This is a genomic window from Streptomyces sp. NPDC033177 (genome assembly GCF_055577715.1).
In genome coordinates this window covers 1-15,712 of sequence record NZ_JBVIPS010000012.1, presented here as the reverse complement: position 1 = coordinate 15,712, position 15,712 = coordinate 1, and the positions used below count along the sequence as shown (strand labels likewise).

Here is a 15,712-nt window from a genome sequence, read left to right as displayed (position 1 = left end):
GGCACTACGGGAACGTCAGAAAAGACTGAGCAGCGCCTCCGCCGCGTCCATCGGCTCCACCCCGCTGTCCGGCAACGGCATCTCGAACCACACGGTCTTGCCGCGCGGCGTCCTGCGCGAGCCCCAGGCGGCGCTCAGCAGACCGACCAGCTGCAGCCCGCGGCCGCCCTCGTCCGTGTCGCGCGCCCGGCGGCGGCGCGGCTGGACGAGCCCCGCGTCCCACACCTCGCACACCAGGGTGCGGTCGAGCAGGAGCCGCACCCGGATGTCGCCCTCGCCGTACCGCAGGGCGTTGGTGACCAGCTCGCTGACCAGCAGTTCGGTCGTGTCGCAGAGGGGGTCCAGGTCCCAGGAGCGCAGCTGCGCGCAGGCCAGTTCGCGGGCCCGGCCCACCGACTTCGGGTCGCGCTCCAGCGTCCAGTCACCGACGGCCTCGGCGGGCAGCCCCTGGATGCGGGCCATGAGGAGCGCGATGTCGTCCTCTCCGTGGTGGGTGTCGAGGGTGTTCAGGACGTGGTCGCAGACGTCCTCGAGGGCGGGCGCGGGGTCGTCGAGCGCCCGTACGAAGGCGTTCAGGCCCTCGTCGAGGGGATGGTCGCGGGATTCGACGAGCCCGTCCGTGTAGAGCGCGAGCAGGGCGCCCTCGGGCAGTTCGACCTCGACCTCCTCGAAGGGCTCGCCGCCGACGCCAAGCGGCATGCCGGGCGGCACGTCGAGCATGAGCGGCGATTCGCCGGGCTCGACGAGCACGGGCGGCAGATGCCCCGCGTTGGCGAAGGTGCAGCGGCGCGTGACGGCGTCGTAGACCACGTAGACGCATGTGGCGAGGTAGACCTCGGAAAGGTCCGACCCGTTCGCGGAGCGCGTCTGACGGGCCGCTCTCGTGGCCTGCTGGGTGCCTGAGGGGTCACCGAGGCCGCGGGCGATCTCGTCGAGCGCGGAGAGGACCTCGGCGGGCTCCAGGTCCAGGAGCGCCAAGGTGCGTACGGCGGTGCGCAGTTCACCCATGGCGACGGCGGCGCGCAGGCCGCGGCCCATGACGTCGCCGACGACCAGCGCGGTGCGGTGGCCCGGCAGCTCGATGACGTCGAACCAGTCGCCGCCCACTTCGGTGGCCGCGTTGCCCGGCAGATAGCGGCAGGCGATGTCCAGACCTGACGCCTCGGGGTCGTCGGGCGGGAGCAGGGACCGTTGCAGTATCAGCGCACGTTCGTGCTCGCGGCGGTAGAGGCGGGCGTTGTCGATGCAGACGGCGGCGCGCGCGGCGAGTTCGACGGCGAGGGAGCGATCGCGCTCTCCGAAGGGCTCGCTCCCCTTCGTGCGGGAGAACTGGGCGAGGCCGACGACGGTGTCGTGGGCGACCATCGGCACGGCGAGCGTCGACTGGACGAGCCCGCCGGTGAGCCTGCTCGCGGAGCCGTCGTCCGCCGCCGAGACGAGCCTCGGCCGCGCCGTGCGCAGGGCGTCGGCGCAGGGCGACGTGAAACCGAAGCGGTGCACGGCGCCCACGTCGACGGGGTGGCCGCCGTCCGGGAAGGGCGCGTCGGCGACGGCGCTCGCGAAGGCCACGCGGCGCAGCTCGGCGCTTCCGTCGGCGAGGCCGGGAGGTGTCTCGTCGCCGTCGAGCAGCCCTTGGTAGAGGTCCACGGAGGCGAGGTCGCAGAAGCCGGGGACGGTGACGTCGAGCAGCTCGCGCGCGGTGGTCTCCAGGTCGAGGGAGTTGCCTATCCGGGCGCCCGCTTCGTTGAGAAGGGCGAGGTTGCGGCGGGCGTGGGCGGCCTCGCGGGCGGCGGCGTGACGCCGGGTGACGTCGGTGCCGAGGCCCGCGATGCCTATGGGGCGGCCCGAACCGCTGTGCACGCGGTAGAGGTTGATCGACCAGTGGCGGCGGTCGTTGCTGCCGGGGGCGGGGCCGACGATCTGCATGTCCGTGACGGCGTCGCCGGTCTCCAGGACCCGCTTGAGCGCGGCGGCCATGCGGTCGGCCTCGTGCCGTGGCAGATAGTCGTGGACCGTACGCCCCCGGTGGTCCTCGACGCCGCCTCCGAAGACCGCGGCGAAGCGGCGGTTGGCCCGTTGCACCTTCAGGTCGGTGCCGAACAACAGGAAACCGAAGGGAGATTGGCCGAAAATGGCCTGCGAGGCGGCGAGGTCGGTCTCGATCTGCCGGAGCGCCCGTACGTCGACGACGATGCAGACGGCGGCCCGCTCGCCCTCCTCGGTCTCCGTCGGCATCACGTAGACCTCAGCGATGCCTTCGAAGCCTCTGAAGGAGCCTGTGCCGGACCCGCCGGATCCCCCAGGCCCACCGGTTCCACCGGACCCGTCGGACCTCGCCGGCGTCCGGAAGGGAACGGACCCGGTCCACTCCCTGCCGTCCAGGATCTCCGCCATCTTGCGGTGCCCGCTGCTGCGCAGCTCGGCCGGGACGAAGGCCTCGATGGGGTCCCTGCCCACGGCGTCGTCGGCGGCCACTCCGAACAGCCGCTCGGCACGCAGGCTCCACTGGTCGATGAGACCGTCGGGGCCGATCGAGAACGAGGCCACCTTGATGTAGTCATAGATGGAACCGGGTGGACTGCTCTGCCACATCACATCATCCGCAGCTTCGCCCCTAGCGTCACCCGACGGCCCGTCCTGCTCCGTCGCCTTCGCTGGTATCTCGCTCACGCGAACCGTCCCCTCCAGCTCACCACGTCCGGCACCGGTCACCGGATGCGGCTGCCCGCAGTATCCAGCACTACGGAGCCACGCCACACGGCGTTCACGATCACAGCACGGACTCAACCCTTTTTGGCCCGTCACCGTCTTGTGTCCGTCTCACGCTGCCAGTCTTCTAACCCGGCAGCACCAGCTCGAACCACACCGTCTTCCCCGTCTTCCCCGTACTGCCCTGTCGCGTCCCCCAGCGCCGCGACGCGCGGGCCACCAACTGGATACCCCTGCCCCCCTCGTCATCAGGCGTGGCGTCGCGCTCCCGGGGCGGGTCGGGCAGCGGATCGGAGACCTCCACGAGGAGTGTGCCCAAGGGCCCGGCCTGACGTACGAGCCGTACTCCGATGGGGCCCGATGCATGCCGCAGCGAGTTGGTCACCAATTCGCTCACGAGGAGGACGGTGACGTCTCCGAGGGCAGCGAGGCCCCAGGCTCCGAGCTGCTTGCGGACGACGGCACGAGCCATGCGCACGGCGCCCGGGTCCGCGGGAAAATCCCACTCGGCGCAGTCGCCTTCGGTGTCGATCACGCCGATCACTTCCAGACCAGCAACAGCGGACCCTTGTCCAACAGCGGACCCTTGTCCGGTTTCATGGGGTTAATGGGCACATACCCGATATCCCGGCGGAATTACCGCTTACCTGGGCGCACTGTGGCACGAACGGCGTAGGTGGGGCTCAAGTGCGGGAAGACATCACCTCGCGCGCTCCCCTAGCGGCACCCGGTCACGGCCGCCACCGCCGGGACGTCCGCGTCCAGCCAGGGGACCGACCAGACCTCGTCCGGCGAGAGCCAGCGCAGGGCGTCGTGGTCCTCAAGGGGCTCAGGGGTTCCGGAGCGGAGCTTCGCCGTCCACACCCACATGACGTACCCCGGCTTGAGCGGCCATTCGCCCGGCACCCTGGCGACCGGCTCGGCGTCGACGCCCAGTTCTTCGCGCAGCTCCCGTACCAGGGCTTCTTCGGGGCGCTCGCCGGGCTCGACCTTCCCGCCGGGCAGTTCCCAGCGGCCCGCGAGCTCGGGGGGTGCGCTGCGCCGCGCCGCGAGCAGGCGCCCGTCGTCATACAGGGCGGCGCCCACCACGATCCGTTCCGTCATGCGGCGGAGCCTATGCGGTCAGTGCGCGGTGCCGTTCTGGCTCAGCTTCTCCACCCAGTACAGCTGCTGGTGGCCGTGGTCGTCGAGGCTGTGCGCGATTCTCTCGGCCTCGGCCTTCGTCGCGTACCTGCCCACCCTGTAGCGGTTGCCGTTGTCGTCCTGACGAATCACGAACCAGGGCAGTACGACCGTTCCGTCATTCATCGCGCCCTCCGCTCGCCGCCCTCGGCGCGCGCCACGCCTCGATCAGTAAGGAAACCGCAATCCGCATATGCCCGAGCCTACGCCCGACCTTTACTCAGCGGATACGACTTTGCACAAAGAGGTACGCAATTGGCCAACGTTGAGGGGGCGCACTTTGGCAAGTGCGCCCCCTGGTGTCCGGGCGTTTACAGAAGTCGGGCGGGCGTCGAGTGGCGATCACCGCGGGCGGACAGGCCCGTCTGGATTTCGGCGAAGTTCGGGCGTGCGCCGGAGCGTCCGGTCACTTCACCGGCAGGTGGTATGCGATCCGGTACCGGTCCGCGGGGACCACGATGTCGGCCGTCTCGACCGGTTTGCCCGATGCGTAGTACGTCCGCTGCACGACGATCACCACATGGCCGGGGACGCCGCCGAGCGCCATGAGCTCCTCCGCAAGCCCCGGGCGCGCGCCGACCTCCTCCGCGACGTTGTCCACGACCACGTCGATGGCCGCCATGCGCTCGACCACTCCGCAGCCGCCCAGCGGCCCCTCCTCGGGGAGCATCACCGGAGTGCGTCCGGTGACGGCGAGGGGCTCCCAGGACGTCGAGAGCATCATCACCTCGCCCGCGTCGCGGTAGACGTACTTGGTGCACATCGCGCGGTCGCCCGCGCGGATGCCGAGACGCTCGGCGATCGCGCTGCCCGCCTCCACCTGCTCGCTGCGGGACTCCCAGGTGCCGCGTGCGCCGTCCTCCGCCTGCTCCTGGCGGAACGGCGTCGAGCCGCCGGAGGCGCGATACCCGGTGCGCGCCACGCGGCGGGGCACGGGACGCTCGCGCACGTACGTGCCCGATCCGGAACGCCCTTCGACCAGGCCCTCGGCCATCAGGACCTTGCGGGCCTCCAGGGCGACCGTGTCCGACACCCCGTACTCCTCGCGGATCCTGGCCTGCGAGGGGAGTCGGGTGTGCGGCGGCAGCGAACCGTCGACGATCTTCTTGCGGAGATCACCCGCGACACGCAGATACGCCGGCTGTTCACCGAAAGTCACTGGCCACTCCCATCAGGTTGACAGACAGCAACAGCCTGGCAACCGTGGGTTGTTGACCGCAAGCCAAGGCCAAGGAATCACCCGAAGTGATGATTCTGGAGTGTGCAGGTCTTTACGCAGGGGCTTTTCGCAGCTATGGCGATCACCTTCGCGCAGCGCTCCGGGGGACGTCGATCACGCGCTCTCGCCCCGGACGGCGAGGAAGTGGGAGACCGCCGATCGCGCGATCTGGCTCCCCCACCCACCCCAGTTCACGTCGAAACAGTGGTCCGCCCAGGGCAGTTCGACGTACGTCGCCGGCGCCCCCACCGCATCGAGCCGCCGCGCCAGCTCGCGCGCCTGCGCCACCGGTACCGCCCGGTCCGCGCTGCCGTGCAGCAGGAGGGTGGGCGGCACATCCGTCCGTACGAGCTTCGCGGGCGAACCCAGGAGGTAGCGGGCGGGGACGGCCTTTGCCGAACCGCCCATCAGACGCGGGATCATGGGGTCCCCGCGCAGCGCCGTCCCCGCGATGAGGCGCCCCATGTCGGTCGGCCCGTAGAGGGAGATCACCCCGGCGACCGAGCTGTCACGCACCGCACAGGACGACGGGACGCGGTCATCACCCTCCGTGTAGGCGGCCGCCAGCGCGAGGTTGCCGCCCGCCGAACTCCCCGCGAGGACCAGGCGGTCGGGATCGATGCCGAACACGCGCGCGTGCCGGCGCACCCAGCCCACGGCACACTTCACGTCGCCGATCTGGTCGAGCTGGGTCACGTGCGGCGCGAGCCGGTAGTCGATGTCGAAGACGGACCAGCCCCGCGCGTTGAACCAGCGGTTCCATGCGGGGCTCTGACCGCGATGCCCCTTGTTCCAGCCGCCCCCGTGCACCCAGACCACGGCAGGGTGGCGCACGCCGTCCCGCTTCGGGAGGGTCCAGAGGTCCAGCTTCCCGCGCTGCTCGCCGATGCGCGCGTACCGGCGGGTGCGGTCGCCGTCAGGGGCCTTGGCGTAGTTGACGCCCTCGAAGTAGGCGCCGGGAGCCAGGGTTTGCCCGTGCTCCTCGGTGGTGCGGTACGCGGCGGCGTAGGGCATGACGCCGTACACGAGCGCGACGAACGCGGTCAGTACGGCCAGTCCGGCGCACCACGGATACCGCCGGCCCGCGACCGCTCCGGCGACCAGGCCGACGACCGCGGGCGGCACGAGCACGAGCCCCCAGGAGGTGATCGCTCCCGCGACGAGCACCAGGAGGGAGATGCGGGGCAACGGGGACGCCACGAGCACGACAAGAGCGGCGTTCAGGAGAGCGACGACGACGAGGAGCCCGCGGGAGAGGTGCGCGACGCACGAAACCCTGGCCCCGTTCCGGTCGTTGCGGCTACCCCTTGGGGGAGAATCCACCGCCGCGGGCCTCGAACCACACCGGCCGGCGACGGTCGGCGTCACGACGGTCGTCACGCCGAAGAACTATCACAGAAGCGGACAAAAAGCCCACGTATCGCGTGCGGCGCACGAGCGGGGGATGCCACGACGGACCGGGCGGAGGGCCAATTTCCCCGCCTCGTCCTCGCGGCGGGCTGGGTCACCGACCCGGAGCCGTACCGCGAGGACGAGGAGGAGAGCTAGAAGAAGGCACTCAGAGAGTCACGAAGAGGGGTCACTCAGAACTGCAGCCCCCAGGAGTCGATCTTCCCGACGTCCCGCGCCGCGTTGTCGCTCACTCGCAGCTTCCACGTCCCGTTGGCCGTCTCGGACGACGCGTTCACCGAGTACGTGGTGTTGATGTCGTCCGAACTGCCGCCGGTGCCATAACCCTTCAGCGTGTACGCGCTGCCGTCGGGCGCGATCAGCTGCACCTGGAGGTCACCCACGTAGGTGTGCTTGATGGCGACCGGCACGCTCAGGGCGGCGGGGGCGGAGCCCGGGACGCCGCTCACGGTGACCGGTGATTCGACCGTGGCGTTGTCGTTGATCGCGTAGTCGGCCGTGTTCTCGAACTTGGGGCCCGGGGGGTTGGTCGAGCCGGGGCCCACGTTCAGGAGGCGGTTGGGCGAGCCCGAGCCGGGGCTGGTGACGACGCCCGTGGAAGCCGCCGCGACCAGCGCCGCGGAGACCTGTGCCGGGGACGCCGTGCGGTTGTCGGCGAGGTAGAGCGCCGCGGCGCCCGCGGTGTGCGGGGACGCCATCGACGTACCGGAGATCGTGTTCGTCGCGGTGTCGCTGCTGTTCCAGGTCGAGGTGATGGACGAGCCCGGCGCGAACAGGTCGAGGACGCTGCCGAAGTTGGAGTAGCTCGCCTTGGCGTCGGTGCTCGTGGTGGCGCCGACCGTGATGGCCTCGGTCACACGCGCGGGAGAGCGCGTGGAGGCGTTGACGGATTCGTTGCCGGCCGCGACCGCGAAGGTGATGCCGGACGCGACGGCGTTGCGTACGGCCGCGTCCAGGGCGCTGTCGGCGCCGCCGCCGAGCGACATGTTCGCGACGGCGGGCTTCACCGCGTTCTGGGTGACCCAGTCGATGCCGGCGACGACCTGCGCGGTGGTCCCGGAGCCCTGGTTGTTGAGGACGCGCACGCCGACGATCTTCGCCTTCTTGGCGACACCGTGCAGGGTTCCGCCGACCGTGCCCGCGACGTGCGTGCCGTGGCCGTGGCCGTCCTGCGCGGTGTTGTCGTTGTCGATCGCGTCATATCCGTAGGAAGCACGGCCGCCGAAGTCGCTGTGGCTTATGCGGACCCCGGTGTCGATGACGTACGCCGTGACGCCCTCACCGGCGGAGTCCGGATAGGTGTACGAGTTGTTCAGCGGGAGCGTCTTCTGGTCGATGCGGTCCAGGCCCCAGGACGGCGGATTGGGCTGGGTGGCGTCGACCGTGAATGTGCGGTTCTGCACGACGGACTCGACCGCCGGGTCCGCGGCGAACTTCCTGGCCTCGGCCGCGGAGAGTTCGACCGCGTAGCCGTTGAGCGCCTTCTTGTACGTGCGCTTGATCTCGGCGCCGTACTCCTCGGCCAGTGCCTTGCCCGCCTTGGAGCCCGCCTTCGCGGCGTCCTCGTCGAGGCTGACTATGTAGCTGCCCGGTATCGCGCCGGGGACTCCGGCGTTCTCGACGGTGCCTTCGGCCTGACCCGGCTGGGCGGTCGCCGGGAGGGCGGAGACGAGGCCGAGGGCGAGGGCCGCGACCGCTGTCGCGCTGATCCCGGCCAGTCTTCGGCGGGTATGACGCATCACTGCCATCTGAGGGGTCCTCCTCAATAGGTGGTGCGCTGGTGGGGGGTGGTGCCGGTGGTGCTCACGTGCACGAGGGCAAACACAGGGAAGGCAGGGACATGTCAACTTGACGGTGTCCGTTCGACCAGCGATCCACCTGCTCTTACCTCCGTCGGGACGAAAGATTGGCGGACCCATAGGAATCCCACAAGGGTCAGTACCGGACGTAACATGACCGCCACGCACCCGTCATGACACATCCGCCCCAACTGCCCCAACTAACCTGCGTACATGACAGCATTGCCGGATTGTTTCTGCCCCGCTGACGGAACCCGCGTCCCCGCGGGCACGCTGGCCTGGTGCTGCCCCGTCTGCCGCGGCCCGCTCGACCTGGACTTCTCCCCCAACCCCGGGTCGCTGAAATCGTTGAACGGAAGGGTCAATTCCCTGTGGCGGTACGCGGAGTCCCTGCCGCTGCCCGCCCCCGCTTTCTCGCTCGGCGAGGGCCGCACACCCCTCGTACCGCTGGATGGCGCGATCTCGGCCAAGCTCGACTTCCTGATGCCGACGCTCTCCTTCAAGGACCGCGGCGCCGTCATGCTCGCCGCGCTCGCGCAGCGGCTCGCCCCGGAGCGGGTGATCGCCGACAGCAGCGGCAACGCGGGCACGGCGGTCGCCGCGTACTGCGCGCGGGCCGGACTGCCCTGCACGGTGTACGTCCCCGAGGGCACGTCACCGAAGAAGCTGGAGCAGATCGGAGCACACGGCGCGCGGCTCGAAGTCGTCCCCGGGGACCGCGAGAAGACGGCATGGACGGCCCGGACGGCCGCCGACGAACCGGGCACCTTCTACGCCTCGCACGTCCACAACCCCTACTTCCTGCACGGCACCAAGACGTACGTCCTCGAGCTCTGGGAGGACCTGGGCGGCCGCCTCCCGGACGCCCTCGTCCTGCCCGTGGGCAACGGCACCCTGCTGCTCGGCGCGGCCCTCGCGGTGCGGGAACTGCACGCGGCGGGCCTGATCGCGAAGGCGCCCACGCTGTACGCCGTGCAGGCCGCCGCGGTCGCCCCGCTGGCCGATGCCTGGCGCGCGGGAGCCGACGAACCCCTGGGAAACACCCCGGCGGCGCCCACGCTCGCGGAGGGCATCGCGATCCCGCGCCCGCCCCGGGCACGGCAGATCCTGCGGGCCGTACGCGGTTCCGGCGGCGGCTTCCTCACGGTCACGGAGGACCAGATCCGCGCCGCCCAACTCGACCTGGCAAGCCGGGGGTTGTTCGTCGAGGCGACCGGGGTCGCGTGCTGGGCGGCCGTACGGGACGGCGCACTCGGCGAACGGAGTGCCGTGGTGCCGCTGTGCGGGGCGGGCCTGAAATCAGGACTTGCGGACACCTGATCGAACCCTGAACTGAACGTGCATAAGAAGGAGTTGGCGGAGCCAGGCCAATGGTCACAGCTCTGCCCGCGAATGGCCGGAGGCCTGCCCTGAGCTGGGCTGTGGCCGTACGCTTGTCGCCACCATCGATTTGACGGTGCCGCACCATCGATTCACATGAGTGCTGACTGCTGGCTGCTGGTGGCGATCGGGAGGTCACGGGGGTGGAAGGGCGCAGCCCGGCGAGGGTTCGCAACGAATTGGTCGCCGACATCGTCGACGTACTGCAGGATTCGAGCACGGTACGACAGGAGAACAGCGCCGACATCTGGGTGCGCATGCTGAGCGACGAGCTGGCGTCCCCCGTGGACCCCCTGCGCAACGCGGCGCTGCGGCCCTGGCTGCTGCAGCTGGTGGAGCACTGCTCGCAGGTCCCCGACGGCCTCACGAGTCTGGTGCGCTGCCTGCAGTATCTGGAGCAGCAGTCTTCCGCCATTCTGTCGCTGCGGCGGCTCGTGGACGAATGGGAGGCCGTGGAGTTCTTCGACGGCGCCGACCTGCATCCCCTGCAGCCGATCCTGCGGGACATGCGCTCGTCCGCCGGGCTCGCCACGCTCGCCCGGCGTGCCAGCCGGTCACGCACCCAGGAATTGCCCGCGTGGTGCGACACGGGATGGGCAGTCTTCCTACGACTGGCCGGCGACAACACCGCCGCGAAGGAACTCCCCGTCAGCATGGCGTTCCTGGCCCTGGCCGCCGAACGGCTCGTGGAGGACGGACAGATGGAGGCTGCGGAGGACCTGCGCCGCTGGAACCGTCAGCAGGCCAGGACCTGGGGGCTCGAGGAGCAGATCGCCGACTGGCAGCGCAGCGGCATGGCCCAGCAGGCCCCGCCGCCCCTGGTGCCCGCGTACCTGATGATCCAGTTCGAGCCCGACGGAGTGGATCCCGACCGCTATTTCCTCTCCCACTGGCGTCAGTCGGACGCCGAGGGCTGGCATCCCGTGCCGGGCGAGACCCTGCATCTGCACCGCGACGACCTGCCCGCCGAGGTCGAGGTCCTCATCGAACAGACCGAGGAGCGGTGGGCGGACCTGCGGCAACCGGTCGTCCTGGAATTCATCCTCCCGTGGGAATTGCTGGGGGAGCCCGTGGAGTGGTGGCACAAGGAGTCCTCCTCCTCGTCGCCGACTCCCCTGGTGATGGACTACTCGGTGCTGATCCGCAGCTTCGAACGCCTCCGGAAAGCCGCCTGGCACCGCCCCTGGCACAAGAAGTGGCGCCAGCTCAAGGAGCAGCCCGCCGACAGCCACTCGTACTTCAACCCTCCCGGCCAGTCGCACTTCCACCTGGAGCGCGAACTGAAGGAGGACGACCACGCGGTCTGTCTGGTGCTGAGCCAGCCACCGGGCACCGACTGCCCTGCCAGCCACCAGGAGTTCATGGCCGGCCTGCGGGCGGGGGTGCCCGCCATGATCTGGCACCGCGGCGACTGCGGTGACCCCGCGTTCAAGGAAGCCGTCGCCGAGATGGTCCAGGACAGGGGCCTGTCCAGCCTGGTGACGCGCGCCGGGAATTGGCGCAAGGAGGCTCTGGCGCTGGGACCCGAGGGCTGGGACCACCACGTGGGACGCCATCTCGCGATTTTGCTCGACGACCCGGAACGCAGACCCGGGCCACCTGGCCCCGACCGTGCGCCGGTGACGAGTTGAACGGGCCCCGCCGACCACAGGCCCAGGTCCGTGAACCTCCCGACGCCGGGCGCACGCAACTGCCCTCCCGGCGCACGGAACCACGCGCCCGGAGGACCGTGCCTTGCCGTGCGGGCACATCTCGTCTCGATGCAGGCGTGACTTCTAGCATGATTTCCGTGCGCCCCGGCCCATGCCGCCGTACCCCCTTGCTTGCAGTGCGGGCGCACTGTCACGCTGCGCTTGTGGATGTCACGCACGCCCGCGCTCTGCGGGACTCCGCACAACTGTCCAGGCCGCCTCGACGCCTTGAGGGCGCATATGCATGACGACGGAGGGCAGCGGGGACCGGCCACGCGGGCACGACGTGAGGCCGCGTCCGTTCTCGGCCGGCTCGGCCGCGCCAGGTCCGGCCGGCCCGGCGGACAGGAGCGCGCCGAAGCGGTCCTCGTCCTCGACGGCCACCTGACCATGAAGGTGTGGGACCAGGCGGTCGACGACCTGATCGACGAGCTGAACCGCCAAGGGGACTTCGCGCGCGTACGCGTCTTGAGCCTGCGCGGCACCGACGAGACCGACCCCGCCCGGATCAGCCCCGAGGAACCGCTCGGCGGCATCACGGACATGCGCCGCGTGATCCTCGTCCTGACCGACGGGCTCGCGGCCGGCTGGCGGTCGGGCGCCGTCCTGCCCCTGCTGCGCGCCTGGGGCCGCACCTGCCCGGTCGCCGTGGTGCACGTACTCCCCCAGCAGCTGTGGTTCCGCACCGGCCTGGACGTCTGCCGGGTGCGCTTGCGCGCCGGTCACCCCTGGGCGGCCAACAGCGAGCTCGACTGGGAGCTGCGCGAGGCCCCCGTCGAGTCGCGCGACCCGGGCGAGCCGGAGGCCGAGGGGGACACGGTCCTCGTGCCGGTCCTCGCCCTGACCAACCGCTGGGCCGAAGCCTGGACCCAGCTCCTCATGGGCCCCGAGCCGCAGTGGCTCGAGATGTCCGCCGTCCGGGCGCGGGACTGGAAACGCAGGCCCGACGCCGCGCGCGCCCTGCCCTGGACGAACGACGTCCCCGACCCGCGCAGCACGGTGCCCGCGTCGGAACGCGTCTCGGACTTCCGCGCCGGCGCCTCCCCCACGGCCTTCACGCTGGCGACCCGCTTATCGGCCGCGCCCCTCAGCCTCCCCCTCATCCAGAAGGTCCTTGAGACCACGCCGGGAGCGGGCCCTGTGCACGCCTCCGAGCTGCTGATGAGCGGCCTCGTCCGGCCCAGCGGGGAACAGGGCGACGACATTACGGACGTGGCGTTCTCCTTCGCCCCCGACATCCGCGAGGAGCTGCTGGCACTCGGCCGCCGCAGCGACACGGCAAGAATCCTGCACGACGTACGCGCGTTGCTGGCGGCCGACGGGTCGGAGACCCCCTCGCTGCTCCCCTCCCCCGCCGAACCGCTCGACACCCTGGCCATGCCCCGGGTGAACAGCCGGAACATCGACTTCCTGCGCGTGGAACTCGCCGCGCTGAGGGCACTCTCCGGACGTTTCATGCAGCGCGCCGCCCTGCTGGCAGGGGTACTTGGCTGGCACGATCGTCGATACGCAGTCAGCCTGGAGAAAAGCGGTCAACCCCCCGTCTCTCGGCCCCATCCTGAAGGAGCATTGGTGATGTCGACTACGCCCCAGCAAACGATCGAGGGGGACCGCACATCACTGCCGCGCGTTTGGGGAAACCTGCCGCCCCGCAACCCGAACTTCACCGGCCGCGCGGAGCTGCTCGAACTGCTCGGCGAGCGTCTGCGGGAGGGCACCACCACGGTCCTGCCCGAGGCGATCCACGGCATGGGCGGCGTGGGCAAGACCCAGCTCGCCATCGAGTACGCGTATCGCCATCAGGGTGAGTACGACATCGTCTGGTGGATTCCCTCCGAGCGGCCCGGCCAGATCGGTCAGGCGCTCGTGGAGCTGGCCGGACGCCTGGGCCTGGAGACCAGCACCGAGGCGAACATCGCGGGCCCCGCGGTGCGTGAGGCACTGCGCGAGGGCCGGCCGTACTCCCGCTGGCTGCTGATCTTCGACAACGCCGACAACCCCGAGCAGGTACGCCACTACTTCCCCACCGGGGGCAACGGCACGATCCTGGTCACCTCCCGCAACCGGCGGTGGGGCCTGGTCGGCGGCTCACTCGAAGTGGACGTCTTCACCCGCGAGGAGAGCAAGGAACTCCTGCGCCACTCCGGGCCGCCCCTCCAGGAGGAAGAGGCGGACCGTCTTGCCGAGGCGCTCGGAGACCTGCCGCTGGCCCTGGAACAGGCCGCCGCGTGGCGCGCGGAGACGGGCATGCCCGCTTCGGAGTATCTGCGCCTCTTCGAGAACAAGCGGACCGAACTCCTGGAGACGTCGCCTCCCCCGGACTACCAACTGCCGGTCGCGGCCGCGTGGAACGTCTCCCTCGACCACCTGGAGACCCGCAGCCCCTCGGCCCTGCGTCTGCTGCAGCTCTGCTCGTACTTCGCCCCGGACCCGATTTCCCGGTCCATCTTCTCCGGCCTGGGCAACAGCAGCATCTTCCCCGAGCTCGACGCGACGCTGAACGACCCGATGCGGCTCGCGCGCGCCATAAGGGAAGTGAACCGCTACTCCCTCGCCCGCATCGACCACCGTACGAACTCCATCGAGATGCACCGCCTCGTACAGCTCGTCCTGAACAACCGCATGTCCCCCGAGGAACAGGCGCGGATGCGTCACGGGGCGCACACCCTGCTGGCCGCCGCCGACCCCAAGTCGCCGGTGTCCCCGGCCAACTGGCCCAAGTACGCGGAGCTCTACAGCCACGTCATCGCGTCCGACGCGGTCAAGTCGGACCAGCCCTGGGTGCGCCAGCTCGTCCTGAACGTCGCCCTGTACCTCTACCACTGGGGCGACCACGAGGTGGCGCTCGACTTCTCCGAGCGGGCCTGGCGGACCTGGCGGGACGTCTTCGGCGAGGAAGACCAGATGACGCTCATCATGGGGCAGAAACTGGGCTTCTTCTACTGGGCCGTCGGCCGCCACCGCGAGGCCGCTGCCCTGGTCGCCGAGATCAGGGCGATCTACGAGCGCACAGCCCCGTCCGACCGTGAGGACTCCCGTGAGGACTCCCTGGACGCGATCAACTTCGAGGCGGCCGTGCGCCGTGTCGAAGGAGACTTCGCCCTCGGCGCCCAGCTGGACGCCACGGTGTACGAGCGGGCGCGCAGGGCCTTCGGCGAAGAGGACCCGACCACCCTCAACACCGCCCACAACCTCGCGGTGAGCCTGCGCCTGATGGGCCAGTACGGCCAGGCGTACGAACTCGACCAGCAGACCCTGGCGTTGAAGCTGCGTGTCCTCGGCCAGGACCACCAGCAGACGCTGCACACCGAGCTCAACGTAGCCATCGACATGCGCGAGACAGGGGACTACGTCGGGGCGCGCGCCCGCCATGAAGCCGTCATGATGGCCTATCGCGAGGTCTTCGGCCGCGGGAACCCCGCCGCCATCGGCACGGTGCGCCAGCTCAGCGAGGCCTGCCGCAAGGAGGGCGACCACGCCAAGTCCCTGGAGATGGCCCTCGACGCCAGCTCGCGCTTCACCCGCCGGTACGGCGAGAACCACCCTCAGTCGCTCTCCGCCGCCCTGACGCTGTCCATCGCCCTGCGCGAGAACGGCGACCTCCAGGCGGCACGTGAGCGAGGGGTCAAGGCCTGCCAGGGGTACCGCGCGATCTTCGACCCCGGCCACCCGCACGTCCTGTCCGCCGACATCGACCTCGCGGTGACGTTGCGTCTGCTCGGTCAGCCCGACGAGGCGCGCCGGCTCGACGAAGCGGCCCTCTCGTCGCTCACCGAACGGCTCGGTCCCGCCCATCCCATCGCGCTGGCCTGCGCCATCAACCTGGCCAGTGACCTGGCCGCGCTCGACGACCACGCCGCGGCGCGCGTACTCGGCGAGGCGACCCTCGAGCGCTGCCGTGCCACGCTCGGCGAGGACCACCCGACCACGCTGGCCTGCGCCGTGAACCTGGCGACGGACCTGGTGGCGGTGGGCGAGGAGACCGACGGAAACACCTTGCGGGCCGACACCATCGCGCGGATGGAGCGCGTGCTCGACGAGCCCCGGCTCCGTTCGGAGAACGCCGCCCCGCACCCGGCCACCGTCCAGGCCAAGGCAGGGCAGCGGGCCAACTGCGACATCGACCCGGTTCCGCTGTAACCCGGCCGCGGGGGGGGGGGGGGGGGGGGGGGGGGGGGGGGGGGGGGGGGGGGGGGTGGGGGGGGGGGGGGGGGGGGGGGGGGGGGGGGGGGGGGGGGGGGGGGGGGGGGGGGGGGGGGGGGGGGGGGGGGGGGGGGGGGAGGGGGAGCGCTGCCTATCCCACCCCCCACGGCGTGGTCGGG

The 15,712-nt window shown here is 70.7% G+C and carries 10 protein-coding genes; 3 read left to right on the top strand and 7 right to left on the bottom strand.

From position 1 onward, the window contains the following. Nucleotides 1–15: 15 nt before the first annotated feature. The 7 genes from ACZ5U5_RS34790 to ACZ5U5_RS34760 form a co-directional block, all read right to left on the bottom strand. On the bottom strand, nt 16–2,670 hold the full coding sequence (locus ACZ5U5_RS34790) for a SpoIIE family protein phosphatase (protein ID WP_469029880.1): 2,655 nt from the start codon (nt 2,668–2,670) through the stop codon (nt 16–18). A gap of 166 nt (nt 2,671–2,836) precedes the next feature. After that, the gene (locus ACZ5U5_RS34785) at nt 2,837–3,253 is read right to left on the bottom strand and encodes an ATP-binding protein (protein WP_469029878.1); all 417 of its coding nucleotides are present in this window, start codon (nt 3,251–3,253) and stop codon (nt 2,837–2,839) included. A gap of 173 nt (nt 3,254–3,426) precedes the next feature. Next, the gene (locus ACZ5U5_RS34780; RefSeq protein ID WP_469029875.1) at nt 3,427–3,813 is read right to left on the bottom strand and encodes a (deoxy)nucleoside triphosphate pyrophosphohydrolase; all 387 of its coding nucleotides are present in this window, start codon (nt 3,811–3,813) and stop codon (nt 3,427–3,429) included. A gap of 18 nt (nt 3,814–3,831) precedes the next feature. Beyond that, nucleotides 3,832–4,017, bottom strand: coding sequence for an SPOR domain-containing protein (locus ACZ5U5_RS34775; protein WP_469029873.1), 186 nt, complete (start codon nt 4,015–4,017; stop codon nt 3,832–3,834). Nucleotides 4,018–4,297: 280 nt separating this feature from the next. After that, nucleotides 4,298–5,050: a GntR family transcriptional regulator gene (locus tag ACZ5U5_RS34770; RefSeq protein ID WP_469029870.1), complete on the bottom strand. Its 753-nt coding sequence runs from the start codon at nt 5,048–5,050 to the stop codon at nt 4,298–4,300. A gap of 174 nt (nt 5,051–5,224) precedes the next feature. Further along, a complete protein-coding gene (locus ACZ5U5_RS34765; RefSeq protein WP_469029868.1) occupies nt 5,225–6,490 on the bottom strand; it encodes an alpha/beta hydrolase fold domain-containing protein in 1,266 nt (421 codons plus the stop codon). Between the two features lie 203 nt (nt 6,491–6,693). Continuing rightward, on the bottom strand, nt 6,694–8,268 hold the full coding sequence (locus ACZ5U5_RS34760; RefSeq protein ID WP_469029865.1) for a S8 family peptidase: 1,575 nt from the start codon (nt 8,266–8,268) through the stop codon (nt 6,694–6,696). A 264-nt stretch (nt 8,269–8,532) separates the two neighbouring features. Between ACZ5U5_RS34760 and ACZ5U5_RS34755 the strand changes: the two genes are divergently transcribed. The 3 genes from ACZ5U5_RS34755 (at nt 8,533) to fxsT (ending at nt 15,530) form a co-directional block, all read left to right on the top strand. Beyond that, entirely contained in the window at nt 8,533–9,639 is a 1,107-nt protein-coding gene (locus ACZ5U5_RS34755; protein WP_469029863.1) for a threonine synthase, read from the top strand. Between the two features lie 203 nt (nt 9,640–9,842). Continuing rightward, nucleotides 9,843–11,330, top strand: coding sequence for a VMAP-C domain-containing protein (locus ACZ5U5_RS34750; RefSeq protein WP_469029861.1), 1,488 nt, complete (start codon nt 9,843–9,845; stop codon nt 11,328–11,330). Between the two features lie 300 nt (nt 11,331–11,630). Beyond that, complete coding sequence (gene fxsT, locus ACZ5U5_RS34745; protein ID WP_469029859.1) at nt 11,631–15,530, top strand: FxSxx-COOH system tetratricopeptide repeat protein; 3,900 nt, start codon at nt 11,631–11,633, stop codon at nt 15,528–15,530. Nucleotides 15,531–15,712: the final 182 nt, after the last annotated feature.

Excerpts from the sequence above, each read along its gene's own strand:
- ACZ5U5_RS34760 (WP_469029865.1), bottom strand. The coding sequence starts at position 8,268 with ATGGCAGTGATGCGTCATACCCGCCGAAGACTGGCCGGGATCAGCGCG.
- ACZ5U5_RS34755 (WP_469029863.1), top strand. The coding sequence starts at position 8,533 with ATGACAGCATTGCCGGATTGTTTCTGCCCCGCTGACGGAACCCGCGTC.
- fxsT (WP_469029859.1), top strand. The coding sequence starts at position 11,631 with ATGCATGACGACGGAGGGCAGCGGGGACCGGCCACGCGGGCACGACGT.
- ACZ5U5_RS34780 (WP_469029875.1), bottom strand. The coding sequence starts at position 3,813 with ATGACGGAACGGATCGTGGTGGGCGCCGCCCTGTATGACGACGGGCGC.
- ACZ5U5_RS34775 (WP_469029873.1), bottom strand. The coding sequence starts at position 4,017 with ATGAATGACGGAACGGTCGTACTGCCCTGGTTCGTGATTCGTCAGGAC.